This window comes from Adlercreutzia sp. ZJ138 (assembly GCF_011038935.1).
In the GTDB taxonomy this organism is placed as follows: Bacteria; Actinomycetota; Coriobacteriia; order Coriobacteriales; family Eggerthellaceae; genus ZJ141.
Map to the genome: position 1 here is coordinate 13,948 of NZ_JAAKEA010000020.1, position 22,108 is coordinate 36,055.

Below are 22,108 nucleotides of genomic sequence, written 5' to 3' on the forward strand. Positions count from 1 at the left end.
ACTACTCAAAGCACCTCTTGATGACCTCAATGATGACGTCTTGTTGATCGGGCGTCATCTTGTTATCTGAAGGTAGGCATACGCCACGTTGGAAGATATCCATTCCTGCGTCGAGTGTTTTACCTTCGATGTAGGCATTCGTGCAGGCGCGGCCGTTGCCTTCTCGAGTAATGAAGGAGTGGTTACGATAGATCGGCTGCATGTGCATGGGCTTCCAGATGGGGCGGCCTTCGGCGTTGATTGCAGCCAGTGCGTCTAGGATCTCGTGTGGGCAGCTCTTACCAGACTCGCTCACATACAGGACGTCGCGCTCACCGCGTACTTGTCGGCACATAGCGTTTTCATCGATAAGCAAACAGCTTAGCCAGAAGTTCGGCTCAGAATTATCAGCGTCGTAAGGATTCATAGAGACGGGAAGTTCCTTGAGACCTTCCTTGTAGCGCTCGTAGATGGCCTTTTTCTGAGCAATGTGCTCTTCGAGGTAGGGTATCTGCCCGCGAACTACGCCGGCTATGACATTGCTCATGCGATAGTTGTAGCCTAGTTCTTCGTGCTGGTACCAGGGTGCGGCTTCTCGTGCCTGAGTTGACCACTTGCGAACCTTGTCGGCTGCTTCCTTGTTGTCAGTAAGCAACATGCCGCCAGATGATCCGGTTATGATCTTGTTTCCATTGAAGCTGATGCAGTTAATATCACCAAAGGTGCCGGTCTGTTGACCCTTGTAGGTAGCCCCGAGTGACTCAGCAGCATCTTCGATAATGGCTGCACCATGATCCTTCGCTACCGCCGCTATCTCGTCAATCTTGCCGGGCACACCGTAGAGGTGAGCTACTACTACAACCTTTGCTTCGGGATGCAGCTCGAAAGCGCGCTCAAGTGCGACCGAATCTACGTTCCAGGTGTCGCGCTCGGTATCTACGAACACGGGTACTCCGCCTTCATATACTACGGGGTTCACTGTGGCGTCAAACGTCACATCGCTGCAGAGAACCTTATCCCCTGGTTTCATACCGGCGAGTTTCACTGCCAAGTGTAGTGCGGCCGTGCCACTTGAAAGAGCTACGGAGTGCTTGCAGCCGACCTTCTCACAGATGAGTCGCTCAACTTCGTTGATATTCTCACCAACGGTCGACATCCAGTTAGTCTCGTATGCCTCGGTGATATAGCGCAGCTCATCTCCGTGCATAGTGGGAGAACTCAGCCACACCTTCTGCTCGAAAGGAACAATGCCCTCAAGGCTACGCAGCATGCGAACCCGCCTTCTTGTCATTCAGTTCGGGCCGATACGTCGGCACGGCTTCGGCGAGTGCTCGCTTGATAGTGTCGTTCGTGCCGTTCAGGCTGCCTTCCAGTAACGTGATGCGCGCACGCACGTCATCGATCTCAGGTGCTGATGCACGGCTTACGGTTATGCCTGGGTTATCGGTTGGCAGTGGTTCGTCTTCATCCATGAGAAGCTCTTCGAACATCTTCTCGCCGGGGCGCAAGCCTGTCTCGACAATCTGAATATCGCGTCCGGGTTTAAGCCCCGAAAGCCTTACCAGGTTCTCCGCCAAATCCCAAATGCGCACTGGTTCACCCATGTCTAGGATGAATATTTCTCCCCCACGTGCCAATGCACCGGCCGCTATAACCAAACGGCTTGCCTCGGGAATAGTCATGAAGTAGCGGGTAATGTCCTTGTGCGTAACCGTAATAGGCCCACCCTCGCGCAATTGGCGCTTGAACAGCGGGATCACGCTGCCATGGCTGCCTAACACGTTTCCAAAACGCACGGCGGCAAACACCGTGTTGCTCATACTTGCGTAACACTGCACAATCATTTCGCACATGCGCTTGGTAGCACCCATAACGTTTACAGGGTTCACCGCCTTGTCTGTTGATATCAAAATGAAGTGCGTACAGCCCTGCTCGTGTGTAATGCGTGCAAGGTTCAGGGTGCCAAACACATTGTTCTCTATGGCTTCACGTGGATTCGCCTCCATAAGCGGCACGTGTTTGTGAGCCGCCGCATGGAACACCACTTGTGGCTTGTGATCGTTGAAGCACTTCTGAAGCGCAGGCATGTGGGTAATTGAGCCGATTTCCACCGCAGTTTGCACACCTAAATCAGCCGCCTGGCTTTTCACCTCGTGCAGCAATTCGTAGGTAGTGTTTTCGTAAATATCAAACAAAACAATCTTCTCGGGTTTAGCGGGCAACAGCTGGCGCACAAGCTCGCTTCCAATAGAGCCTCCCCCACCTGTTACCAGCACACGCTTGCCCGCCACGTAAGCCATCTGGCCCAGGTTAAGCTCCACCTCGTCACGGGCAAGCAGATCGGCTACTTCAACCTCGCGCAGTATGGCTTGGTCTAGCTCTCCTGCGGGGATGTCCTTAATATCGGGTAGCGTGAGCACCCGAAGCTCTGTTTTCATGCACTGCGCCAAAACCCGGTCGCGCTGTTCTCGTGTTGCAGACGGTATTGCAATAACAATCTGCTCGACACCGAGTCGCTTCGAAAGTGCTTCAATGTCGTCACACGTCCCCATAACCTTTACGCCATGCACGTAGGTACCAAGCTTTATTCGATTGTCATCAACGAGCGCAACTGGACAGCCCACGATGCTCTGATCGCACGACAGCATACGCTTCACTGTCATGGAGCCGCTTTCCCCCGCACCCACCACAAGTGTACGTGGCATACCTTCGGACGATGCTCCAAAGAGCGACCAACTCTTGCGGCCCGAATATACACGTAACGCAAAGCGAGCCGCCGCTGTGACACCCAAAAAGAGCAGCCATGCAACCACATACACACGCAGCGGAAGCCGTGCTCCCAAAAGGCTAAAGCCTAAGATGCCTCCTGCGAGCGACGAGATAAACGATGCTGAGATAAGCCGCATTGCCTCGTCGATACTGGCATATTCCCACAGGCAGCTGTACATGCGACACACCGCGTAAACAACAACGTTTACCAGGGCGAAGAAGGCGATGTGACCAAACGAGCTGGGTTGCGCCAGCGTTGTGCCCACCTGGGTGCCCCACGCCGCCACGGCGTAGGCCGCAAAGGTAGCCACCGCGTCGATAAGCACCAGCGGCAAAGCTCGCAAGAATCCACGTTTTGTAAGCTTGCTTGTCATACTTCTGAACTTTGTGGGTTTTCGGCGACCCTGAGCATAAGTAAGGACGCAGGTAACCTGCGCCCCATAGCTTCCGCTGCTACCGTACGCTGCTGGCTCTCAATGCCCCCCCCGAGCTGCGCTTGGATCATGCGGGTATTTTCGCTCACGCGGTTTTCCTCACTATTTCCAGGCCCACGCTTGCGGGGACGGTGCGGCCGAACAGCTTTACGTCTAAGTATGCACGGCGCTTGTGACGGTCGATCTTGCGGATGCTGCCCTCAAACCCCATCAGCGGGCCGCGCGTGACCGTTACCTTGTCGCCTGCGATATACCCCTCACTCATGCGCACCACGTGGTTTCCGTCCATGAACGACAAAAACCAGTCGCGTTCTTTATCGGTAAGCGGGAAGTATGCGTTTTTCTCGTTTCCTAAGATGCGGATAGGCATGGGTACCCGCAAAAGCTGTTTGTGTAGCTCTTTGGGGTCGTCGCTTACGAAGAATACATATCCTGAAAACAGCAGACGGTGCACCAGCCTCCATTCGCCGCGCACTTTCCACATGGTTTCGTATTCGGGCACGAAGCAATCTTCCATGGCCTGAGGGGAAACCATGAGCTTGCACAGGTTTCGCGTGGCGGTCTCGCGACCCGCCTGCACCTGCGCTACGTACCACATGCCCGCTTGCTCCTTTTCTGCTGCTCTACTGTTTGTTTATCAAACGTCCGTCGAACAAAAAAGAGAGGGTGAATAGCTGCGCTACCGCCCATGCGGCGGCTGCTTTCCCAAGCACAACGAAGCTATTCATCCTCTCTTCGATCGACGGAACGCGCTTTGCGACGATTTCGCCATCTCAAGATATGTATGGGGGGTTACACGCCCCTGCGACCTTACGATCGCTGTGTCTGGTTGTTGCTTGTATACAACAAATGAAACATACGAACACGCAACACGTACATGCTCATGTGTTCCATTTCCAGAACTTCCAACGCCATATTATACGCATATGTCGCATGCATACAACGGTTTGTCAACAAAATTCGGCATTCGTTCAAAGCGTTGCGACATACGGCTTACACACAAATAAGCGCTTGTGTTGCCCAAGATAAGACGGCACAAGCGCTCTAAATTATGGGGTTATGAAGATGTGTTTGTAAGCCCTCTGATAGCGTTGTTTGATGCGCAATGACCGCTACGCGATAAGGCTTGTTCCTGTCATAGCGGCGGGCGCTTCCACACCAATGAGGTTAAGCAGTGTGGGTGCAATGTCGCAAAGCGCCCCTACCCCGCCACGCAGCGATCGACCACGCCCGGTAAAGTCGGCCAGAGCAAGCGGTACGAGTGCTGTAGTGTGGGCCGTGTGTGGCGAGCCATCGTCGGCAAGCATTTTGTCGGCGTTGCCGTGGTCGGCCGTTACGAGCGCCACGCCACCTGCGCGTTCGATAGCGGCAAGCACCTTTGCCACACCTGCGTCTACCGCCTCAACCGCAGCTACTGCCGCAGGTATTACGCCAGTGTGCCCCACCATGTCGCAGTTTGCGAAGTTAACAATGTACACGTCGGCTTCATCGGCATCAATGGCAGCGGCTAGCGTGTTTGCCACTTCGGGTTCGCTCATTTCGGGCTGCAAGTCGTAGGTGGCCACCTTCGGGCTGGCAATAAGCGAGCGCTGTTCGCGCTGCTTCGGCTCTTCGATACCCCCGTTTAAGAAGAAGGTAACGTGTGCATACTTCTCGGTTTCGGCAATGTGGTACTGTCGCAGCCCTTCGCGAGCCAGCACATCGGCCAGCACGTCGGCCGGGAATTCCTTTGCGAAGGCCACCGGTGCGGGAATCTCGGGGTCGTATTCAGTCAGGCACACGAACTCCACCTGCGGGGTACTCGTGCGCGTAAAGCCCGAAAACTCTGGGTCAACTATGGCACGCGTGAGTTCGCGTGCGCGGTCGGGCCTGAAATTGAAGAACACCACGGCGTCGCCATCTTGCACGCCGCGGCTGGAAAGTGCCACTGGCTCTACGAATTCATCGGTGATGCCGGCGTCGTAGGAAGCGACCATGGCGGTAACTGCGGGGGCGGGGGTGGCGCGGCCTTCTGCGGCACGTGCTTCGGGCGCAGTGGCCGCATCGGTGACGGCGGATGCGCTGGCATCGGGCGCGTCGCCCACACTGGCCACGTTAGCAAGCGGGATTGCCTCCACTATGGCGCGCCAGGCCCGTTCGACACGTTCCCAGCGATTATCGCGATCCATGGCGTAGTAGCGGCCCGACACGCTGGCTATTTCCAGCTTGCACGCTGGCGCGGCGGAAGCGGCCGCGCCTTCGCTCGCAGACTCGTCAGCACCCGCGCCGGTACCTTCTGCGGCAATGGCATGTATTTCGCGCACGAGTTCTTCCATATAGCCCTTGCCGCTTTTTGGCGGAACGTCGCGGCCATCCATGAAGCAGTGCACCATCACGTGCCCCACGCCGGCATCGCGCGCGGCACGTAGCAGTGCGTACAAGTGAGCATTGCTGGAATGCACGCCACCGTCGGACAACAGCCCCATGAGGTGCAGCGCTGCGCCAGGCTTGCGAGCCGCTTCAAACGCAGCCGCAAGCACGCCGTTTCGCGCAAGCGAGCCATTAGCACACGCATTGTTAATACGCGTAAGCTCCTGAAACACCACGCGCCCCGCACCAATATTGAGGTGCCCCACTTCGGAGTTACCCATCTGACCATCGGGCAAACCAACGGCAGCACCCGATGCCTCAAGCTTCATGAACGCACCGGGTGCGGCAAACAGCTTATCGAGGCACGGCGTTGCCGCACGTGAGATGGCATTTCCTGGGCCCGGCTGAGCAAGGCCGAAGCCGTCCATGATTATTAGGCACGCCGGCGCGAGAGGTGCTGCGTCCTTCGCTTGCAAGGAAGACATAACCAGTGCTCCCCTTTCTAGAAGCAGGCTTTGATCAGCTGCTCGAACGAGTCGGCCTTCAACGCCGCGCCGCCGATGAGCCCGCCGTCGATGTCAGGCTGTGACATGAGCCCCTCCACGTTACCCGGGTTCATGGACCCGCCATACAACACGCGCATGTTTTCAGCCACCTGGTCGCCGAACATTTCCGCCACGGTAGCGCGGATAGCTGCGCACACCGCCTCGGCCTGCTCCGGCGTAGCCGTGCGGCCGGTGCCGATGGCCCAAATGGGCTCGTAGGCCACCACGCACTTCGCCGCCTGATGTTCGGCAAGGCCAGCAAACGCGGCCTTCACCTGTGCACACACGAATTCGTCGGTGGTGCCTTCCTCACGCACAGCAAGCGACTCACCCACGCACACGATAGGTGCAATGCCGCCGCCAATGAGCGCCTTCACCTTGCGGTTTACGTCTTCGTTCGTTTCACCGAACAGCCCCCGGCGCTCGGAATGGCCCACGATACAGTACGTGCAGCCAACTTCTTTGAGCATGGGAACCGAAATCTCCCCCGTATACGCGCCCGACGCCTCCCAGTACACGTTTTGAGCGCCTACGGCAATGTGCGACTTGTCGAACTCGAGCACGGTGTTCACCGGCTTGAGGTCGATGTACGGCGGGCACACGACCACGTCCATGCGGTCGCTCCACCGCGGCTCGTAGCGGTTCGAAATCTCCTGGGCGAGCACCACCGCTTCCCCGTAAGTGTTGTTCATCTTCCAATTGCCAGCCATCATTGGTCTTCTAGTCATTTTATTCCCTTCCGCCGTTCTGCCGAACGGCGGAACGACTTGCCGCTGCGCGAGGTCAATACACATTGTCTTATCCCTTATGCATTGCTCAGCACGTACGTGTTTCTTCTCTCTCAGTAAAAACCGAGAAACATATCCGACAAAGTCAGCGAGAGGTGCCAAGATGTGCTGAATTGCCGCGAAGGTTTGGTGAAGCGTACTCCTATACGTGAGCCAAGCCTGGAGCGGCAAGACAGCGCGCCTTGGTGCCTCGCAGCGTCGACACGTTCCGTTGGCCGTTAGGCCAACGGAACGTTAAGCGCTTCGACGCCGGGTAATGTTTCGCCTTGAACGAGTTCCATAGAGGCGCCACCGCCAGTGGAGATAAAGGTCATGCGGTCGGCCAAGTTAAACTTGTTCACTGCTGCCACGGAATCGCCACCGCCGATGATGGTGTCGGCCGCTTCGTTTGCCGCCACCGCTTCGGCCACAGCCTTCGTGCCTGCCTCAAACGCGCGCATTTCGAACACGCCCATGGGGCCGTTCCAGAACACGCTTTGCGCACCTGCAATAGCTTCGGCGTAAAGTGCTGCGGTTTCAGGTCCAATGTCAAGGCCCATCATGTTTTCAGGAATGCCGTCCACCGACACCGTTTTCGTGTTGGCGTCTTCGGCAAAGGCATCGGCGCATACCACGTCAACGGGCAGGAGCAACTTCACGCCGCGCTCTTGCGCCTTGGCTATCATGCCGGCAGCGCGCTCAACCCAGTCTTCTTCCTTCAGCGACGTGCCTACAGCCTTGCCCTGCGCCAGCAGGAAGGTAAAGCACATGCCGCCGCCGATAATAAGGGTATCGGCTTTGTCCATGAGCGCATCGATGACCTTTATCTTGTCGGATACCTTGCTGCCGCCCAATATGGCCACAAACGGACGCTTGGGTTCATCCAGCATACCGGTAAGGGTTGCCACCTCGCGCTGCATTAGGTAGCCCGCGTATGCCGGCAACAGCGCTGCCACACCTGCGGTGGATGCGTGTGCACGGTGTGCGGTGCCGAAGGCGTCGTTTACGTAAGCATCGGCGAGTGCTGCGAGTTCGGCGCAGAATGCGGCGTCGTTTTTCTTTTCGCGCTTATCAAAGCGCAGGTTTTCTAGCACCAGCACCTCACCGTCGGCAAGCGCGGCCGCCTTAGCCTGGGCATCAGCACCCACGGTATCAGTTGCAAACGCCACGGGGCGACCCAGCAGCTCGCCCAAGCGCGCCGCCGCGGGAGCCAACGTGTAGGCTTCCTCGAAGCCCTCGCCCTTCGGGCGGCCCAAATGGCTCATAAGAATAACGCGCGCGCCTTGTTCCACAAGGTACGAAATCGTGGGCAGTGCCGCACGGATGCGCGTGTCGTCGGCAACCGCGCCGTCTTTTACCGGCACATTGAAATCTACGCGCACGAGCACGCGCTTACCGCGCGCATCAAGCGCGTCAACGGTGTTGATAGTACTCATCGTTCACTTCCTTTACAGAAAAGCCCCCCGGAACCGATATCGGTCCTGGGGGCTTCGTAGACCGCAGATCACAGGTCGTTTGTAATGCCAGCGGAACAAAAACTACAGCAGAATCTTCACGAGGTCTTTCACGCGGTTGGAGTAGCCCCACTCGTTATCGTACCAGCTGACGCACTTCACCAGGTTGTTCTTCTCGCCCATGACCATGGTCAGACCCGAGTCGAAGATGGATGAATGCGCGTCGCCCACGATGTCGATAGACACAATGGGGTCTTCCTGGTATTCCAGAATACCCTTCAAGGGGCCTTCAGCGGCAGCCTTCATGGCAGCGTTGATTTCGTCCTTGGTTACTTCGCGATCGAGTTCCACCGTGAGGTCGACCATCGAGCCGTCCGGCGTGGGAACACGGGTGGCAAAGCCGTCCAGCTTGCCTTTCAGCTCGGGCAGCACCAGCGACACGGCGCGCGCGGCACCAGTGGTGGTGGGGATCATAGACATGGCAGCGGCACGCGCACGACGTAGGTCCTTATGAGGCAGATCGAGGATCTTCTGGTCGTTGGTGTAGGCGTGGATGGTGTTCATGTAACCGCGACGGATGCCGAAGTTCTCCAGCAGTACCTTCGCAAACGGAGCCAGGCAGTTCGTGGTGCACGACGCGTTCGAGATGATGTGGTGCTCATCCTTGTTGTACTTGTCGTCGTTCACACCCATGACGATGGTGATGTCTTCGCCCTTCGCCGGGCAGGTGATAACTACCTTTTTGGCGCCGGCCTCGATGTGCTTGTTTGCCAGTTCGCCAGTTTTGAAGATGCCGGTGGACTCGACTACCACGTCAACACCCAGCTCGCCCCACGGCAGGTTGGAGGGCTCGCGCTCGGAAAGCACCTTTACCGCGCGGCCGTCCACCACGAAGCCGTCTTCGGTGACCTCAACCGTGTCGAACACGCGGCCATGTACTGAGTCGTACTTCAGCAGGTGTGCCATGGTGGGGATGTCGCCCAGGTCGTTGACGGCAACAACCTCGAGTTCGGGATCGTTTACCATCGCGCGGAAGACCAAGCGGCCAATGCGGCCGAACCCGTTGATGCCTACCTTGGTTGTCATGCGTATCTCCTTTCAGATACCCCTATTGTTCATGCTCCCTTGGAAACCGCTGATTCATGTTGACTGCCCTTCGTTTGCGGGGCGGCCCTTACTAGTGGTTCCTGGGAGCCAACTAACCTGATTCAAACAGGATAGCATGACCGAGCGCCCGCAGGCGAGCGCACGGAAACGAACAGATTTTACACCGACGAGCCCGCAACCGACCGACAAACGGCATTATCGATCGGCGGATGCGCCTTACCGCGCTTCTGGGGCTGAGTATGAGTGTGGCAGTAGGTGTGTGACAGGGACAACGGGGACGTAGCCTATTGTCCCGATTTGTAATGGAACAACAGGAAGCTGAACCGTTATCTAAATCGGGACAATAGGCTACGTCCCCGTTGTCCTGCTACGTCCCCGTTGTCCCCGTTGTCCCCGTTGTCCCGCGCCGGGCTTGGGCGACTTCGCGGGCCATTTGCTCGATGCGGCGGACTCGATGATACACCGCGCTCTTCGACAGCGGCGGGTTCGCCCGTTCACCAAGCTCTTTCAGCGTGGCGCCGGGGTATGCCACACGCAGGCGAATGAACTCCTGCAATGCGGGCGATAGATTCTCCATTCCGTGTGCTGCAAGCACCGCACGAATGGCGTAGAGCTGATCAACCGAGGCACTGACGGCCTTCGCCTGATTCGCCACCTCGGCGTTGGTCTGGCGGTTCACATCGTTGCGCACGCTTTTGATCACGCGGGCGCTTTCCATAGCAAGAGCCGATGTGTGCGCTCCGGCAAACGCCAGAAACTCCAAAATGGCGCTGCCGCTTTTCAGGTACACCATGTACGAGCTTCGCCGGTGCATGATGCGCGCGTTGATGTCGTGCTGCTCAAGGATTCCTGCAATTCCTTCGGCAAGCTGGCTATTCTCCACCGTTATTTCGAAGTGGAAATCACCCTTGGGGTCGGCCACGAAACCGCTACCCAAAAACGCACCGCGCAGGTAGGCCGCCGCACAGCAGCGTCGCGACACCAGTTCGGGCTTGATGCCTAGCTCAAGCCCCTTCCCTTCGGAAAGCACACCTAAGTCAGACAGCGCTTCTGTCATACCTTCCTGGCTGGGAACTTCTATGAGGTAGTTCGGCGTTTTGTGCAGTACACTTCGCCGCACCACCAGGTTAGTTTTCAGGTGATAGAGCTCGTGGAGCAACCTGATGATCAGGCGCGCTGCGTGTGGCGCGTCGGTGGCTAACTCCATGCGGTAGCGGTTTTGTCCGCTTACAAACAGAGTTCCTTCGATGCGCACCAACGCCGCTAGCACCGCGCGTTCGCAGTGGGGGCAGGTGGGTTCTACGTGCGAGAGCTCTTCTTTCACATCCGTCGTGAACGACACAGTTTCAGCACCCCCAAAAACGCGTCTTGCAGGGCGGCGGGATCATGCCACGTTGGGCGAACGGGATCGACCAGGTTGCGTGCGATAACCACGGCGCCCATCGCCTGAATGGCCCGCGCGTCCTGATGAGTGATACGCACGGGGCGCACGCCTCCCGACAGCTGGAGATCGGTTGCGGGCGTTACGTCGGCGTCGACCACTTCCGCATGCCCCATGCCATCGAGCATTTCTGTTACCAGGCCGGGCGAGCGCAGCGGGTGCTCAGTGTGCACCAGCACGTAGTCCACCAAACCGCGCATGTCGTGGTTCATGAGCGCCTGCACGTGCTCGGCTGCGGTAAGGCCCCAGGTTTCCCCTTGCATATCGGCAAGCGAACACACAAACACCACGGCGCCCGCCGACTGCCGGATGGCGTCGATAATGCCCGGAACCAGCAGGTTTGGTATGATGGACGTAAAGAGCGACCCCGGCCCAAGCACAATAAGGTCGGCTTCGCGGATGGCTTGCAGAGCCGGCGGGTACGGCTCGATGCGATCATGCGAGCGCAACCACACGCGCGAGAGCGCTGTGCCCGAATGGCACGCGACCGCCTGGCCACGCAGCGTTTGGCCGTCGCAGGTGACCGCATCGAGCGTCACACGGCTGAGCGTTGAGGGGTACACGTGCCCGCGCGCGCACAGCAGGCGTTCGCAGATGGCGATAGCTTCAGGAAACGAGCCTGCCGCGTCCTCGAGCGCCGACAGCATGAGATTTCCCAGCGTATGGTTGCGCGCGAAAGAGAAACGGTACTTGAACGCGCGTGTGAGCGGGTCGTTGGGGTTGGCAGCCATGGCTGCAATGCATTTGCGCACGTCGCCCGGCGGGGTGACGTCGGCTTCTTCACGCAGGATGCCGGTTGAGCCGCCGTCATCTGCCATGGCCACCACGGCAGATGTGCTGAAACCAAGTGAGAGCAGCGTACGAATGGATACCGGCGCGCCCGTGCCGCCGCCGATGACGACCGCGCGGATTGGGCGCATGGGAGCGCGCTCGCCGTGGTTGCCGGGTGCTGTGGATACGTATTGCGGCAGGCCGGCGAGGTCGCGGTCGCTCAACGCGGCGAATGCGGCTGTGGCCGAGGGGTCGTGGGTGAATGGCTTGACCATGGCGGCCCCTAGCGCTGCACGGCCGCCGGATTGGTTGCCGCGTCGCCGGCGTCAGCAGGTGCGGCAGCTTGCGCTACGCTCTCGGCGAATGCAAGATCGCGGTGCGCCACGCTCACCCGGTACCCACGGGCCTTCAGATGATCCCCTGTGGCCTCGGCCAACGCGACACTTCGATGTTGACCTCCCGTACACCCTACGGCTATAGCCAGCTGCTGCTTCCCTTCTGAAACATAGCCCGGCATTACGCAGTCGAGTAGCGCATACCAACGCTTCGTGAACTCGATGGTTTCGTCGCGCAGCATAACAAAATCGCGCACAGCAGCATCGAGCCCGGTTAAGCTGCGAAGCGCTGGATCATAGTACGGGTTCGGCAAAAAGCGCACGTCAATGACCAGGTCGGCATCGGCGGGTGCCCCGTGCTTGAAGCCGAACGAGTATACCGTTACCGATAGCCCTTCTTGCTCGGAGCCCGGCGCAAACAGCGCGCGAATGGTCGAGCGCAGCTGCGGCGGCAGCAAATCGGTGGTATCAATAACGTTGTTCGCCAGCTCGCGCAGCCCATACATCAGCTCACGTTCGCGCTGGATTCCCTGCAGAATGGAACCGCCATCGGCGCACAGCGGATGCCTGCGTCGGCTCGACTTGTACCGGGCGACCAGCTTCTCGTCGTCAGCGTCGAGAAACAAAATGCGAACCTTCACGCCGCGTTCTTTCAGCTTATCAAGCTCATCGCGCAGGCTGAAGAAATACTCGCTGTTACGCATGTCACACACCACGGCAATGCGGCGACGCGCATCGGCTTGCCCGGGCATACCCTCAAGATCAACCAGGTCGCCAAGCAAGCTTGAAGGAAGATTGTCGACACAGAAGTAGCCCAAATCCTCGAACGAATGCATGGCCTCGGTGCGGCCTGCGCCGCTCATGCCGGTAAGAACAACCAGTTCAGGCATAGCTTCTGGCGCTACAATTCGATCCATCAGTCCTCCGATTTCTCGCCTGTCGAAACGACGGCGTAATCAATGCGCGACGTGCCCTGCCCAACCGGTGCCGAGCGCGCCGCGTTCTTCCCTTCGTTTTCCCCATTCCGTTCCCTACTATTATCCCCATTGCGTTTCCCGCTTGTTTCCCCCTTGCTTTTCTCATTATACTGCGCCAGCACGCGATATAATTCCTCGGCCACCTCGGCTGGCAGCACGCGCGCGGCCAAGATGTCGTCAAGCGACGCGGCTTTCAGATTGCGGAAGCTTTTGAAGTGCTTCATCAGCGCCTTTTTTCGCACCGGGCCGAGCCCTGCAACCTCGTCGAGGATGCTTGCGGTCATGCCCTTGCCGCGCAGTTCGCGGTGGTAGGTGATGGCAAAGCGATGTGCCTCGTCGCGCACCTGCTTCACCAGATACAAGCTGGCGCTGCCGCCGGGCAGCACCACCGGCCCCGTGTCTTGCCAGGGGACGAACAGTTCTTCCTCGCGTTTGGCCAGGCCAGCAAGCGCGATGTCGCGTACGCCCATACGATCAAACATGTCCATCACAGCGGAAAGCTGAGGCTTGCCGCCGTCGAGGATAATCAGGTCGGGCTTTTTTCCGAAGCGCTCGTCGGCCATGCGCTCGGGTGCGTAGCGGCGACTCATAACCTCTTGCATGCTTAGGAAGTCGTTTGCTTCATCGAGCGGCGTTTTAATTTTGAAGCGTCGATACTGGTTTTTGTCGGGCTTGCCGTTTGTGAACACCACCATGGAAGCTACCGTGTAGGAGCCGTGGATGGTGGATATGTCGAAGCATTCGATGCGCATCGGCGGGGCGTCGAGTGCAAGTGCGCTTTCCAGCTGCAGTAACGCGTTGTTGATGCGCGTATCGTCGTAATTTGTACGCACTTTGTAGCGCGCAAGCGTGTGCTTGGCGTTGGTTTCCGCCATGGTTATAAGCTCGGCCTTTTCGCCGCGCTGGGGGGCGGTGAAGCGCACTTTCGCGCCGTGCGGGCTTGCCAGTTTGTCAGTGAGCCACACCTGCATGGCGCTTGCGTCTTCAGGGAGGTCGCGCACGATCACCTCGTGCGGGATGCTGGTGGTGGCGTCGTAGTAGCGCAACAGGAAGTTGTGCTGCAGGTCGACATCGGGCACGTCAGTGCCGCGGTTAAGCACGAACTCGTTGCTGTTCACAATGCGCCCTTCGCGCACCATGAACACGTGCACGCCGGCCACCGTTTCTTCACGGAAAAAGCCGATGACGTCGGCATCCAGGTTGTGTGCGCTTACCGCATGCTGACGCGAGGCCAAGCCGTTGATGGTGTCGATGCGCTGCTTCAGGCGGGCGGCACGCTCAAAATCGAGTTCGGCGGCGGCGGATTGCATCTCGTCGGTGAGCTCGGTGACGAATTCGCGATGGTGTCCGGCTAAGAAACGCTCGACGCGGCGCACGTTTTCGGCGTACGATTCGGGCGTAATTTTTCCGCAGCAGGCGCCTGGCCCCAGGCCCACATGAGCGTCGAAGCATGGCCGCGTGCCCGTTTCCGACAGGAAGGTCCGCAAGTCGCTTTTAGCCAGCTGCCGCTGCAAGCGCCGCCAGTCGGCGCAGCTCGCCGAGCACAGTGGCACTACCTTGCGCGCAATGTCCACCATGGCGCGCGCGGCGCGGCTGTCGGTGTAGGGGCCAAAGTAGCGCGTGTTTGGCTTGTGCTTTTCGCGCGTATACTTGATGGCCGGGAACACATCGCCTTTCGTAAGCGCAATGAACGGGTAGCTTTTGTCGTCTTTAAAGTCGGCGTTGAAGAACGGGCTGTGCTGGTTGATCAGGTTTTTCTCCAGCACCAGCGATTCGTGCTCGCTTTCCACCACAATGTAGTCGAAGCTGTGTATTTGGTCGACCAGAAGCGGGATCTTCGCGCGATCGTCTTGGAAGTTCACGTACTGGCGCATGCGCGCGCGCAGCTGCTTCGCCTTGCCCACGTAGATGACTTCTCCCTGCGCGTTTTTCCACAGGTACACGCCAGGAAGCGTCGGCACCGCGGTAAGTTCGCGCTTGATGCGAGCGAGCTTGTCTTCGGCGGACTCGGGCGATGCGGTGGCGAGCGTAGACGCAGCGTCGGGAGCGGGGACTTCACCACCAATTCCAGTATCGTTTCCATTGTCTTTTTCGGTGTCTCTCATGCTGAGAATTATAGCCGCTCACACCCGCACTCAAGCACTCCCCCACGCAAGCGTCACGAACAGAATGCTTTAAGCTTCCTAAGCTCCCTCACCTTGTCCGTACAACAACCTCTCAATTCAGCTCTGCAAGCACACTTCGAACCCACCGCACCCCGAGAGAACCAAGAACCTGCCAAAAAAGCCACGATATGCGCGATTCTTCAAAGTTAGCCTCGCCTTCTGCCACTTTTTCTACGAAATGCGCGATTCAAAGGTGTAAAAGATCACACACAGATTCCTTTTCTAGAACTATGAAATGTATTTCCCCTGGTCAAAAGGCCATGCCGTTTTCCACATCGCGTAACCATTCCCAATAGCACCTTGCAATTCGTACATTTCATAAATAAAGTGGCAGACTGGACTTCAAGCGAGCTAATACTCTGATGATTACTAGATTCTTATTGCATTTCTATACCTTCTTGATTGTTATTTTATATAGTATAAAAGAAGCCGTGCGTATCATATCTGTCCGACGATCACACGACAAGGAGGTATCTCTCTATGAAAGCTCGCAGCGTTAATTCAGAGAATCTCGAAGAGCTATTCGATGCGGGAGCAGACGTCCTCGAATACTTCGACACATCGGCTGTTACGCATCTGAACTGCGATGTGAAGCGAGTGAACGTCGACTTTCCACAATGGGTTGTCGATGAACTCGACAAGGAAGCAACACGTATAGGTGTTGGACGGCAGGCCATCATCAAATCATGGATCGTAGAGCGAATCGACAGTAAAGGTAAATCGGCTTAAAAAAGCCGCCCACATGATGCAGGCGGCTCCAAATGCGTCGTGCATGTGTCGTGCGCGACAACGGTGATGAGATTACTCGAGCTTACGCGATGCCCTGCGCCATCATGGCTTCGGCAACCTTCTCGAAGCCGGCAATGTTCGCGCCTGCAACGTAGTTACCCTCCATGCCGTAGCGCTTCGCGGCGTCGTCGATGGCGTGGTAAATATTCACCATAATACCGTTGAGCTTTGCGTCCACCTCTTCGAACGTCCAGGCCAAGCGCTCGGAGTTCTGGGACATCTCCAAGCCAGAGGTTGCCACACCACCGGCGTTTGCAGCTTTACCGGGGAAGAAGGAGATGCCGTTTTCCTGCAGGTATTCGGTGGCATCCAGCGTAGTGGGCATGTTGGCGCCCTCGGCAACAATCTTGCAGCCATTCGCAACCAGCTGTTTGGCGTCTTCGATAAGCAGCTCGTTTTGGGTTGCGCAGGGAAGCGCGATATCGCAAGGAATTGACCACACGCCGCGTCCCTCGTGGTACTCAACGCCTTCGCGGCGAGCGGCGTACTCGGAAATGCGGGCGCGCTCAACTTCCTTAATCTGCTTCACCAGTGCCACGTCGATACCTGCCGGGTCGTGAATCCAACCGGTGGAGTCGGACAGCGTGACCACTTTGCCGCCAAGCTGCTGAACCTTTTGGGTTGCGTAAATAGCAACGTTGCCTGAGCCAGAAATGCACACGGTCTTACCCTCGAAGGAGTCGTTGATGCACTTCAGATGCTCTTCGACCAAGTAGGCCAGACCGTAGCCGGTAGCTTCGGTGCGGGTGAGCGAGCCGCCGAAGGTTAGCCCCTTGCCGGTGAGCACGCCCACGAACTCGTTACGCAGGCGCTTGTACTGACCGAACATGTAGCCGATTTCGCGCGCGCCCGTGCCAATGTCGCCGGCGGGAACGTCGGTATCAGCACCAATGTGACGGGACAGCTCGGTCATGAACGACTGGCAGAAACGCATGACCTCCATGTCGGACTTGCCCTTCGGGTCGAAGTCGCTGCCGCCCTTGCCGCCGCCCATGGGTAGCGTGGTGAGGCTGTTCTTGAAAATCTGCTCGAAGCCCAAAAACTTAATGATGCCCAGATTCACGGAAGGATGCAAACGCAGGCCGCCTTTGTAGGGGCCAATGGCGCTGTTGAATTGAACGCGCATGCCGCGATTGACCTGCACCTTGCCAGCATCGTCAACCCAGGGAACGCGGAACATAATCACGCGCTCAGGTTCAACCAGACGCTCGAGCAGGCCGGCAGCCTCATACTCGGGATGAGCCTCGACGGCGGGTTTGATGGTGGTCAGAACCTCGGTTGCTGCCTGGATAAACTCCGGCTGATCGGCACCGTAGCGCGCTTTCAGGTCTTCAAGCACGTTTTCTACATAGCCCATGTTGCCTCCTTATAGCACTTGCCTAATTGGGTCATAATGGCATTATAGGTTGGCATAAATAGGCGATTTGATTATTTAAACGAGTGGAAACATTCGTCGCGGCACGTTTAACCGAACGGAAACAAACACAGCGGAAAGAAGGCGCAGTTATATGGACGATTTTGAGAAGCGCTGGAAGCGCATTCAGGATATGCTTGGCGTCGAGGCGCGTGGCGACCGTCCGCCGGTAGTGTGTTCGCAGCGCACGCTTTTCGGCATACCGAGCCGCGTGGAACAGGTGATGGATGCTATCGCACGGGAAGACGAAGAAAAGCACCGCGCCGAACGCGAAGCTGCTCGTCAAGCGGCCCGTCAGTCAGCAGCTCGTCAGACGGCGGACCGAAAGTCGACGGCTCGTCAAGCGGTTCGACAGTCGATGGACCATCAAGAAGCGGATCGTGAGTGAGGGCGTATAAACCACCGTCAAGTGTCTTTTTGTGGCCACCTGGAAAGCAAAGTGACCGCTATCTTGCCATCCCATCATCCCGCCTCCCTGCATGGTTTCGATGCATTTGCGCAGCATACGAACTTGTTGGTGGTATAACGACAGATACGTTCCCTCGAAGAAAGGCACGCCATGAGCGAAATTACCTGTCCGAATTGCGGAAAACCGTTCGCTATTGACGAAAGCGGCTATGCCGAGCTTGTCAAGCAGGCACGCGATGCGGAATTCGAACGCCAGGTAGCCGCCCATGCCAAACAGGTTGAGGAAGCTGCAACCGCGCGCGAAGCGCTTATTTCCGCACAAGCCGAAAGTACGCTGCGCGAGACAATTGCCCAGAAAGATGCACGCGCGGCCGAGCTTGCTGCTAAACTTGCCGCACTGAAGCAATCAGCCGAAGCTGAGCGTGAGCTGGCCGTAAGAAAAGCGTCCGACGAGCAAGCGACGCTGCTGGCGGATGCGCGCCGCGAGATAGACGCCCTTACTGCAAAGCTTGCTGCACAGACCGACCGCTTCGAGTCCGAGAAGCAGCTTGCCGTACAAGCTGCCGAACAAGCGCTTTTGGCTACTACACAAGACGCCGAGCGCGAGCGTGACGAACTGAAAGCGCGCTTGGGTGCCCAAGAGGAAAACGCGCGCCTTTCCCAAGAAATAGCCCTACAGAAAGCGGCGGAATCTGCCGCAGAACAGCGCCGTACCATCGAACGCGAACGCGACGAGCTGAAAGCGCAGATTAACCTGCAGCTCACCGAACATGAACGCGCCGAGGCGCAGCACCAAATTGAACTTGCGTCTCGCATGGCCGTTATGCAAGAACAAATTGACGCGCGCGACCGCGAGATCGACAACATTAAGCACATGCGCGCCGAACTGACCGTGAAGATGATCGGCGAAAGCCTCGAGCAGTTCTGCGAAGACGAGTTTAACAAGTTGCGCGCAACAGCGTTTCAACACGCGTACTTCCAGAAAGACAACGACGCAACGGGCGGATCGAAAGGCGACTACATATACCGCGAACTCGATGAAGATGGCAACGAAATTACGTCTATTATGTTCGAGATGAAAAACGAAGCCGACGATTCAACCCACCGCAAGCGCAACGAAGACCACTTCAAGAAACTCGATCACGACCGCACCGCGAAAAACTGCGAGTACGCCGTGCTCGTGTCACTGCTCGAACGCGACAGCGACTACTACAACACCGGCATTGTTGATGTGTCGTTTGCTTCGGGCTACGAGAAAATGTATGTGATTCGCCCGCAGTTCTTCATTCCGCTGATTACGCTGATCAGAAACGCTGCTACGCGCTCGCTGAGCTTCCGCCGCGAGCTTGCCGAAGTGCGCCAGCAAAACATAGACGTCACCCACTTCGAAGATCAGCTTGAGGACTTCAAAGGCAAATTCGGGAGAAACTGCGAGCTTGCCAGCCGCAAATTCCAGGATGCCATTCGCGACATCAACGCCACCATCAAGAAGCTCGAGAAGATCCGTGAAGAACTGATGAGCTCCGATAACAACCTGCGTCTTGCCAACAACAAGCTGAACGACCTTACCGTAAAGCGTCTCACACGCAAAAACCCCACGATGAAGACAAAGTTTGAGGAAGCGCGCGAGCTGAAAGAAAGCGGCGCCGTGCCATCCTACCAATCCGAAGAAGACTGGGAAGTTGTGGAGGCGGAAGTTGTAGAAGCGGAAACGGTGGAAGTCGAAGCCATAGAAGCGAAGGCTAAAGAAACGGTGGACGGAGAGGGCGAGGGGACGGCTGCCGCAGAGATCGAGGTGGCAAAAGCCGAAGACGTCGAAGAAGTCGAAAAAACAACAGAGCGTGGGAGTACAAACGACTAAGCGCCTACGTAGGCAAAACGGCTCAGCAAGCAAAACTAAGCGTCATCTCATACGTAGGCCCCGGGCAAAACCCGGGGCCTACGAGCTAAACTACCTGATTCCAACCTATGTCGGATTACACCAACAAGGAACTAGAGCAGGTTCTGAACGATCACAAAGAGCGGGGTGAAGGTCAGCGAAACAATGGTCATCAAGTTGATGAGAATGTTCATCGACGGGCCGGACGTATCCTTGAATGGGTCGCCCACGGTGTCACCCACAACAGCAGCCTTATGAGCCGAAGAGCCCTTACCACCATGGTAGCCCTGTTCAATGTACTTTTTCGCGTTATCCCACGCGCCACCGGCGTTGCTCATAAAGATTGCCATCAACATGCCTGTTGCCACGGCGCCAGCCAAAAAGCCGCCGAGCATAGCCGGGTTGAAGCAGCCGATAAGCACCGGAACCACGATAGCAAGAATACCCGGGGTCATCATTTCCTTCAGTGCAGAGCTGGTAGAAATTGCAACGCACTTGTCGTATTCGGGTTCGGCCTCGTATTCCATGATGCCCTTGATCTCGCGGAACTGGCGACGAACCTCTTCAACCATTGCATGAGCGGCGCGCGACACAGCACCCATGGTCAGCGCGGCGAACATAAACGGCATCATAGCACCTAAGAAGATGCCCGCAACGATCATCGGGTCAGTGAGCGTTAGTTCGAAGCCCGGGATGGCGTGATGCATGGTTGCCTGATAGGAAACAAACAGCGAAATGGCAGACAAACCAGCAGAAGCAATGGCGAAACCCTTCGCAATAGCAGCGGTGGTGTTACCCACGGCATCCAGTGCGTCGGTACGGTCGCGAACTTCCTCGGGCAAGCCAGCCATCTCAGCAATGCCACCGGCGTTGTCGGCCACCGGACCATACGCGTCGACGCCGATGGTAATGGCGGTGTTGGACAGCATGCCAGTAGCAGCCAAGCCAACGCCAATAAGACCAGCAGCAATACCGCCTTCAGTCACCGAAACAGCACCTGCAAAGGCCATGTTGCCGAACGTGTACGCGCCGATAATGGCGAGCGAAACTAAGATAATAGGAGCGATGGTGGACAGCATGCCCGTGCCCAGGCCCTCGATGATGACGGTTGCGGCACCAGTTTCGGCAGCTTCAGCGATACCATGAACCGGCTTATACTTATCGGAGCAGAAGTACTCGGTAATCTTGCCAATAGCAAGGCCAGCCAGAAGACCGCACAGTACAGAACCGAACAGGAACAGCGGCTGAGCGTCGGTACCAGAGTTGTTCCACATGAGGAAGATACAGAAGATGATAACGATCTCAATGCCGGCAGCAACGTAAGTGCCACGGTTGAGCGCTTTGTGCAGGGCAGCACCTTCCTTAGCACGCACGGCAGACAATCCAATGATGGAGGTAATGATGCCGCAAGCAGCGATGATCACCGGAGTCACAAGCGCCCACACAAGATCGATGCTATTAGTGAAATAGCCCAGCGCGCCAAAGGTGGCAGCCAAAATGGTGGGAGCCAAAATAGAACCCGTATATGATTCGAACAGGTCGGCACCCATGCCAGCCACATCACCCACGTTGTCACCTACGTTGTCGGCGATGGTGGCGGGGTTGCGGGGGTCGTCTTCGGGAATGCCCGCCTCAACCTTGCCAACCAGGTCGGCACCGACGTCAGCGGCCTTGGTGTAAATACCGCCGCCAACACGGGCGAACAGAGCGACAGCAGAGGCGCCGGTGGCGAAGCCCTCAACCATGCCAATGTTGGTGTGCATCTTGGCAGCAATTTCTGCCGTAATATCAACGCCGGTAGCAGCGCTAAATACGAGCAACACCAGCCATAATGACAAGCCCAACAACGCGAACGACGCAACGCACAGGCCCATGGTCAAGCCCGACTTAAAGCTGATGTTCAGCGCTTTGGCCACCGATTCCTCAGCGGCATGAGCCGTACGCGTGTTGGCGCGAGTTGCCACATGCATGCCAACGTAGCCGGCAGCAGCAGACATAACACCGCCGGTAATAAATGCAGCAGCGGTCCACGGCGAAAGCGCCACAGCCATGATAATGGCGACAACCGCCATAAAAATAATGAGCAGCTTGTACTCGGCCATCAGGAACGCCTTGGCGCCCTGCTGGATTTTGAGCGAGATGCCGTTCATCTTGTCGGAACCGGGGTCCTGCTTTAAGACCCACGACCCGAGGTACGCAGCCACAGCAACGCCGATAAGAGCGCAAACCGGGGCCATCCAGGCGACTGACAACGTCACTTGAATCCTCCTTCTCGATCGGATACATAACCGGGTCATCTTTCCGTTAGGCATTCTGAACGGGAAAATGACCAACACGCCCATTTTAGGAGCATACAATCAGAATAGCTAGCTCTTTTTGCCTTCGCGCGCACCCCTTTCCCGCGAACGACATTGGAAAAACACTCACAGGAATACCCACACAAGCTTTAAACCTTTTCAAAACCTTTTCTGAACCGTTCCTTAACAAAACATGCCTCAATAGGCCGATTGGTTCCTTTTGGGTTA

At 57.2% G+C, this 22,108-nt stretch carries 16 protein-coding genes; 3 read left to right on the forward strand and 13 right to left on the reverse strand.

What is annotated here, in order from left to right; genetic code table 11:
* Position 1: 1 nt before the first annotated feature.
* The 11 genes from G7Y43_RS08535 to uvrC form a co-directional block, all read right to left on the reverse strand.
* Positions 2–1,249, reverse strand: coding sequence for a DegT/DnrJ/EryC1/StrS aminotransferase family protein (locus tag G7Y43_RS08535; RefSeq protein WP_206215110.1), 1,248 nt, complete (start codon positions 1,247–1,249; stop codon positions 2–4).
* Positions 1,239–3,122, reverse strand: coding sequence for a nucleoside-diphosphate sugar epimerase/dehydratase (locus G7Y43_RS08540; protein WP_165045984.1), 1,884 nt, complete (start codon positions 3,120–3,122; stop codon positions 1,239–1,241). Before G7Y43_RS08540 ends, G7Y43_RS08535 begins: the two co-directional genes overlap by 11 nt.
* 145 nt (positions 3,123–3,267) lie before the next feature.
* The gene (gene loaP, locus G7Y43_RS08545; RefSeq protein WP_165045985.1) at positions 3,268–3,780 is read right to left on the reverse strand and encodes an antiterminator LoaP; all 513 of its coding nucleotides are present in this window, start codon (positions 3,778–3,780) and stop codon (positions 3,268–3,270) included.
* A 514-nt stretch (positions 3,781–4,294) separates the two neighbouring features.
* Positions 4,295–6,016: a 2,3-bisphosphoglycerate-independent phosphoglycerate mutase gene (gene gpmI, locus G7Y43_RS08550; RefSeq protein WP_165045986.1), complete on the reverse strand. Its 1,722-nt coding sequence runs from the start codon at positions 6,014–6,016 to the stop codon at positions 4,295–4,297.
* A gap of 17 nt (positions 6,017–6,033) precedes the next feature.
* On the reverse strand, positions 6,034–6,804 hold the full coding sequence (tpiA, locus tag G7Y43_RS08555) for a triose-phosphate isomerase (protein ID WP_165045987.1): 771 nt from the start codon (positions 6,802–6,804) through the stop codon (positions 6,034–6,036).
* 278 nt (positions 6,805–7,082) lie between these two features.
* Positions 7,083–8,279 (reverse strand): phosphoglycerate kinase, encoded by a 1,197-nt coding sequence (pgk, locus tag G7Y43_RS08560; RefSeq protein ID WP_165045988.1) that lies wholly within the window; start codon positions 8,277–8,279, stop codon positions 7,083–7,085.
* Positions 8,280–8,381: 102 nt separating this feature from the next.
* Positions 8,382–9,383 carry a type I glyceraldehyde-3-phosphate dehydrogenase gene (gap, locus tag G7Y43_RS08565; protein ID WP_165045989.1) on the reverse strand — a complete coding sequence of 334 codons (1,002 nt, stop codon included), beginning with the start codon at positions 9,381–9,383 and terminating at the stop codon, positions 8,382–8,384.
* A gap of 388 nt (positions 9,384–9,771) precedes the next feature.
* Positions 9,772–10,746 (reverse strand): DNA-binding protein WhiA, encoded by a 975-nt coding sequence (whiA, locus tag G7Y43_RS08570; RefSeq protein WP_165045990.1) that lies wholly within the window; start codon positions 10,744–10,746, stop codon positions 9,772–9,774.
* A complete protein-coding gene (gene yvcK / locus G7Y43_RS08575; protein WP_165045991.1) occupies positions 10,725–11,891 on the reverse strand; it encodes a gluconeogenesis factor YvcK family protein in 1,167 nt (388 codons plus the stop codon). Before yvcK ends, whiA begins: the two co-directional genes overlap by 22 nt.
* A gap of 8 nt (positions 11,892–11,899) precedes the next feature.
* The gene (rapZ, locus tag G7Y43_RS08580) at positions 11,900–12,868 is read right to left on the reverse strand and encodes an RNase adapter RapZ (protein ID WP_165045992.1); all 969 of its coding nucleotides are present in this window, start codon (positions 12,866–12,868) and stop codon (positions 11,900–11,902) included.
* Positions 12,868–15,033, reverse strand: a complete 2,166-nt coding sequence (gene uvrC / locus G7Y43_RS08585) for an excinuclease ABC subunit UvrC (protein ID WP_165045993.1) — start codon at positions 15,031–15,033, stop codon at positions 12,868–12,870. Before uvrC ends, rapZ begins: the two co-directional genes overlap by 1 nt.
* 540 nt (positions 15,034–15,573) lie before the next feature.
* Here uvrC and brnA point away from each other — a divergent pair.
* On the forward strand, positions 15,574–15,822 hold the full coding sequence (gene brnA / locus G7Y43_RS08590) for a type II toxin-antitoxin system BrnA family antitoxin (RefSeq protein ID WP_165045994.1): 249 nt from the start codon (positions 15,574–15,576) through the stop codon (positions 15,820–15,822).
* A gap of 82 nt (positions 15,823–15,904) precedes the next feature.
* On the opposite strand, the gene gdhA is transcribed toward brnA, so the two are convergent.
* Complete coding sequence (gene gdhA, locus G7Y43_RS08595; protein WP_165045995.1) at positions 15,905–17,239, reverse strand: NADP-specific glutamate dehydrogenase; 1,335 nt, start codon at positions 17,237–17,239, stop codon at positions 15,905–15,907.
* Positions 17,240–17,390: 151 nt separating this feature from the next.
* Between gdhA and G7Y43_RS08600 the strand changes: the two genes are divergently transcribed.
* Positions 17,391–17,684, forward strand: a complete 294-nt coding sequence (locus tag G7Y43_RS08600; protein WP_165045996.1) for a hypothetical protein — start codon at positions 17,391–17,393, stop codon at positions 17,682–17,684.
* A gap of 171 nt (positions 17,685–17,855) precedes the next feature.
* Positions 17,856–19,565, forward strand: a complete 1,710-nt coding sequence (locus tag G7Y43_RS08605) for a DUF2130 domain-containing protein (protein WP_165045997.1) — start codon at positions 17,856–17,858, stop codon at positions 19,563–19,565.
* Positions 19,566–19,696: 131 nt separating this feature from the next.
* Here the strand turns inward: G7Y43_RS08605 and G7Y43_RS08610 are convergent, their stop codons facing one another.
* On the reverse strand, positions 19,697–21,820 hold the full coding sequence (locus G7Y43_RS08610; RefSeq protein ID WP_206214451.1) for a sodium-translocating pyrophosphatase: 2,124 nt from the start codon (positions 21,818–21,820) through the stop codon (positions 19,697–19,699).
* Positions 21,821–22,108: the final 288 nt, after the last annotated feature.

Coding starts and splice junctions, on each gene's coding strand:
- loaP (WP_165045985.1), bottom strand. CDS start 3,780: ATGTGGTACGTAGCGCAGGTGCAGGCGGGTCGCGAGACCGCCACGCGA.
- G7Y43_RS08540 (WP_165045984.1), bottom strand. CDS start 3,122: ATGACAAGCAAGCTTACAAAACGTGGATTCTTGCGAGCTTTGCCGCTG.
- G7Y43_RS08600 (WP_165045996.1), top strand. CDS start 17,391: ATGGACGATTTTGAGAAGCGCTGGAAGCGCATTCAGGATATGCTTGGC.
- yvcK (WP_165045991.1), bottom strand. CDS start 11,891: ATGGTCAAGCCATTCACCCACGACCCCTCGGCCACAGCCGCATTCGCC.
- G7Y43_RS08605 (WP_165045997.1), top strand. CDS start 17,856: ATGAGCGAAATTACCTGTCCGAATTGCGGAAAACCGTTCGCTATTGAC.
- rapZ (WP_165045992.1), bottom strand. CDS start 12,868: ATGGATCGAATTGTAGCGCCAGAAGCTATGCCTGAACTGGTTGTTCTT.
- tpiA (WP_165045987.1), bottom strand. CDS start 6,804: ATGACTAGAAGACCAATGATGGCTGGCAATTGGAAGATGAACAACACT.
- gap (WP_165045989.1), bottom strand. CDS start 9,383: ATGACAACCAAGGTAGGCATCAACGGGTTCGGCCGCATTGGCCGCTTG.
- gpmI (WP_165045986.1), bottom strand. CDS start 6,016: ATGTCTTCCTTGCAAGCGAAGGACGCAGCACCTCTCGCGCCGGCGTGC.
- pgk (WP_165045988.1), bottom strand. CDS start 8,279: ATGAGTACTATCAACACCGTTGACGCGCTTGATGCGCGCGGTAAGCGC.
- G7Y43_RS08610 (WP_206214451.1), bottom strand. CDS start 21,820: ATGGCCCCGGTTTGCGCTCTTATCGGCGTTGCTGTGGCTGCGTACCTC.
- brnA (WP_165045994.1), top strand. CDS start 15,574: ATGAAAGCTCGCAGCGTTAATTCAGAGAATCTCGAAGAGCTATTCGAT.
- uvrC (WP_165045993.1), bottom strand. CDS start 15,033: ATGAGAGACACCGAAAAAGACAATGGAAACGATACTGGAATTGGTGGT.
- gdhA (WP_165045995.1), bottom strand. CDS start 17,239: ATGGGCTATGTAGAAAACGTGCTTGAAGACCTGAAAGCGCGCTACGGT.
- G7Y43_RS08535 (WP_206215110.1), bottom strand. CDS start 1,249: ATGCTGCGTAGCCTTGAGGGCATTGTTCCTTTCGAGCAGAAGGTGTGG.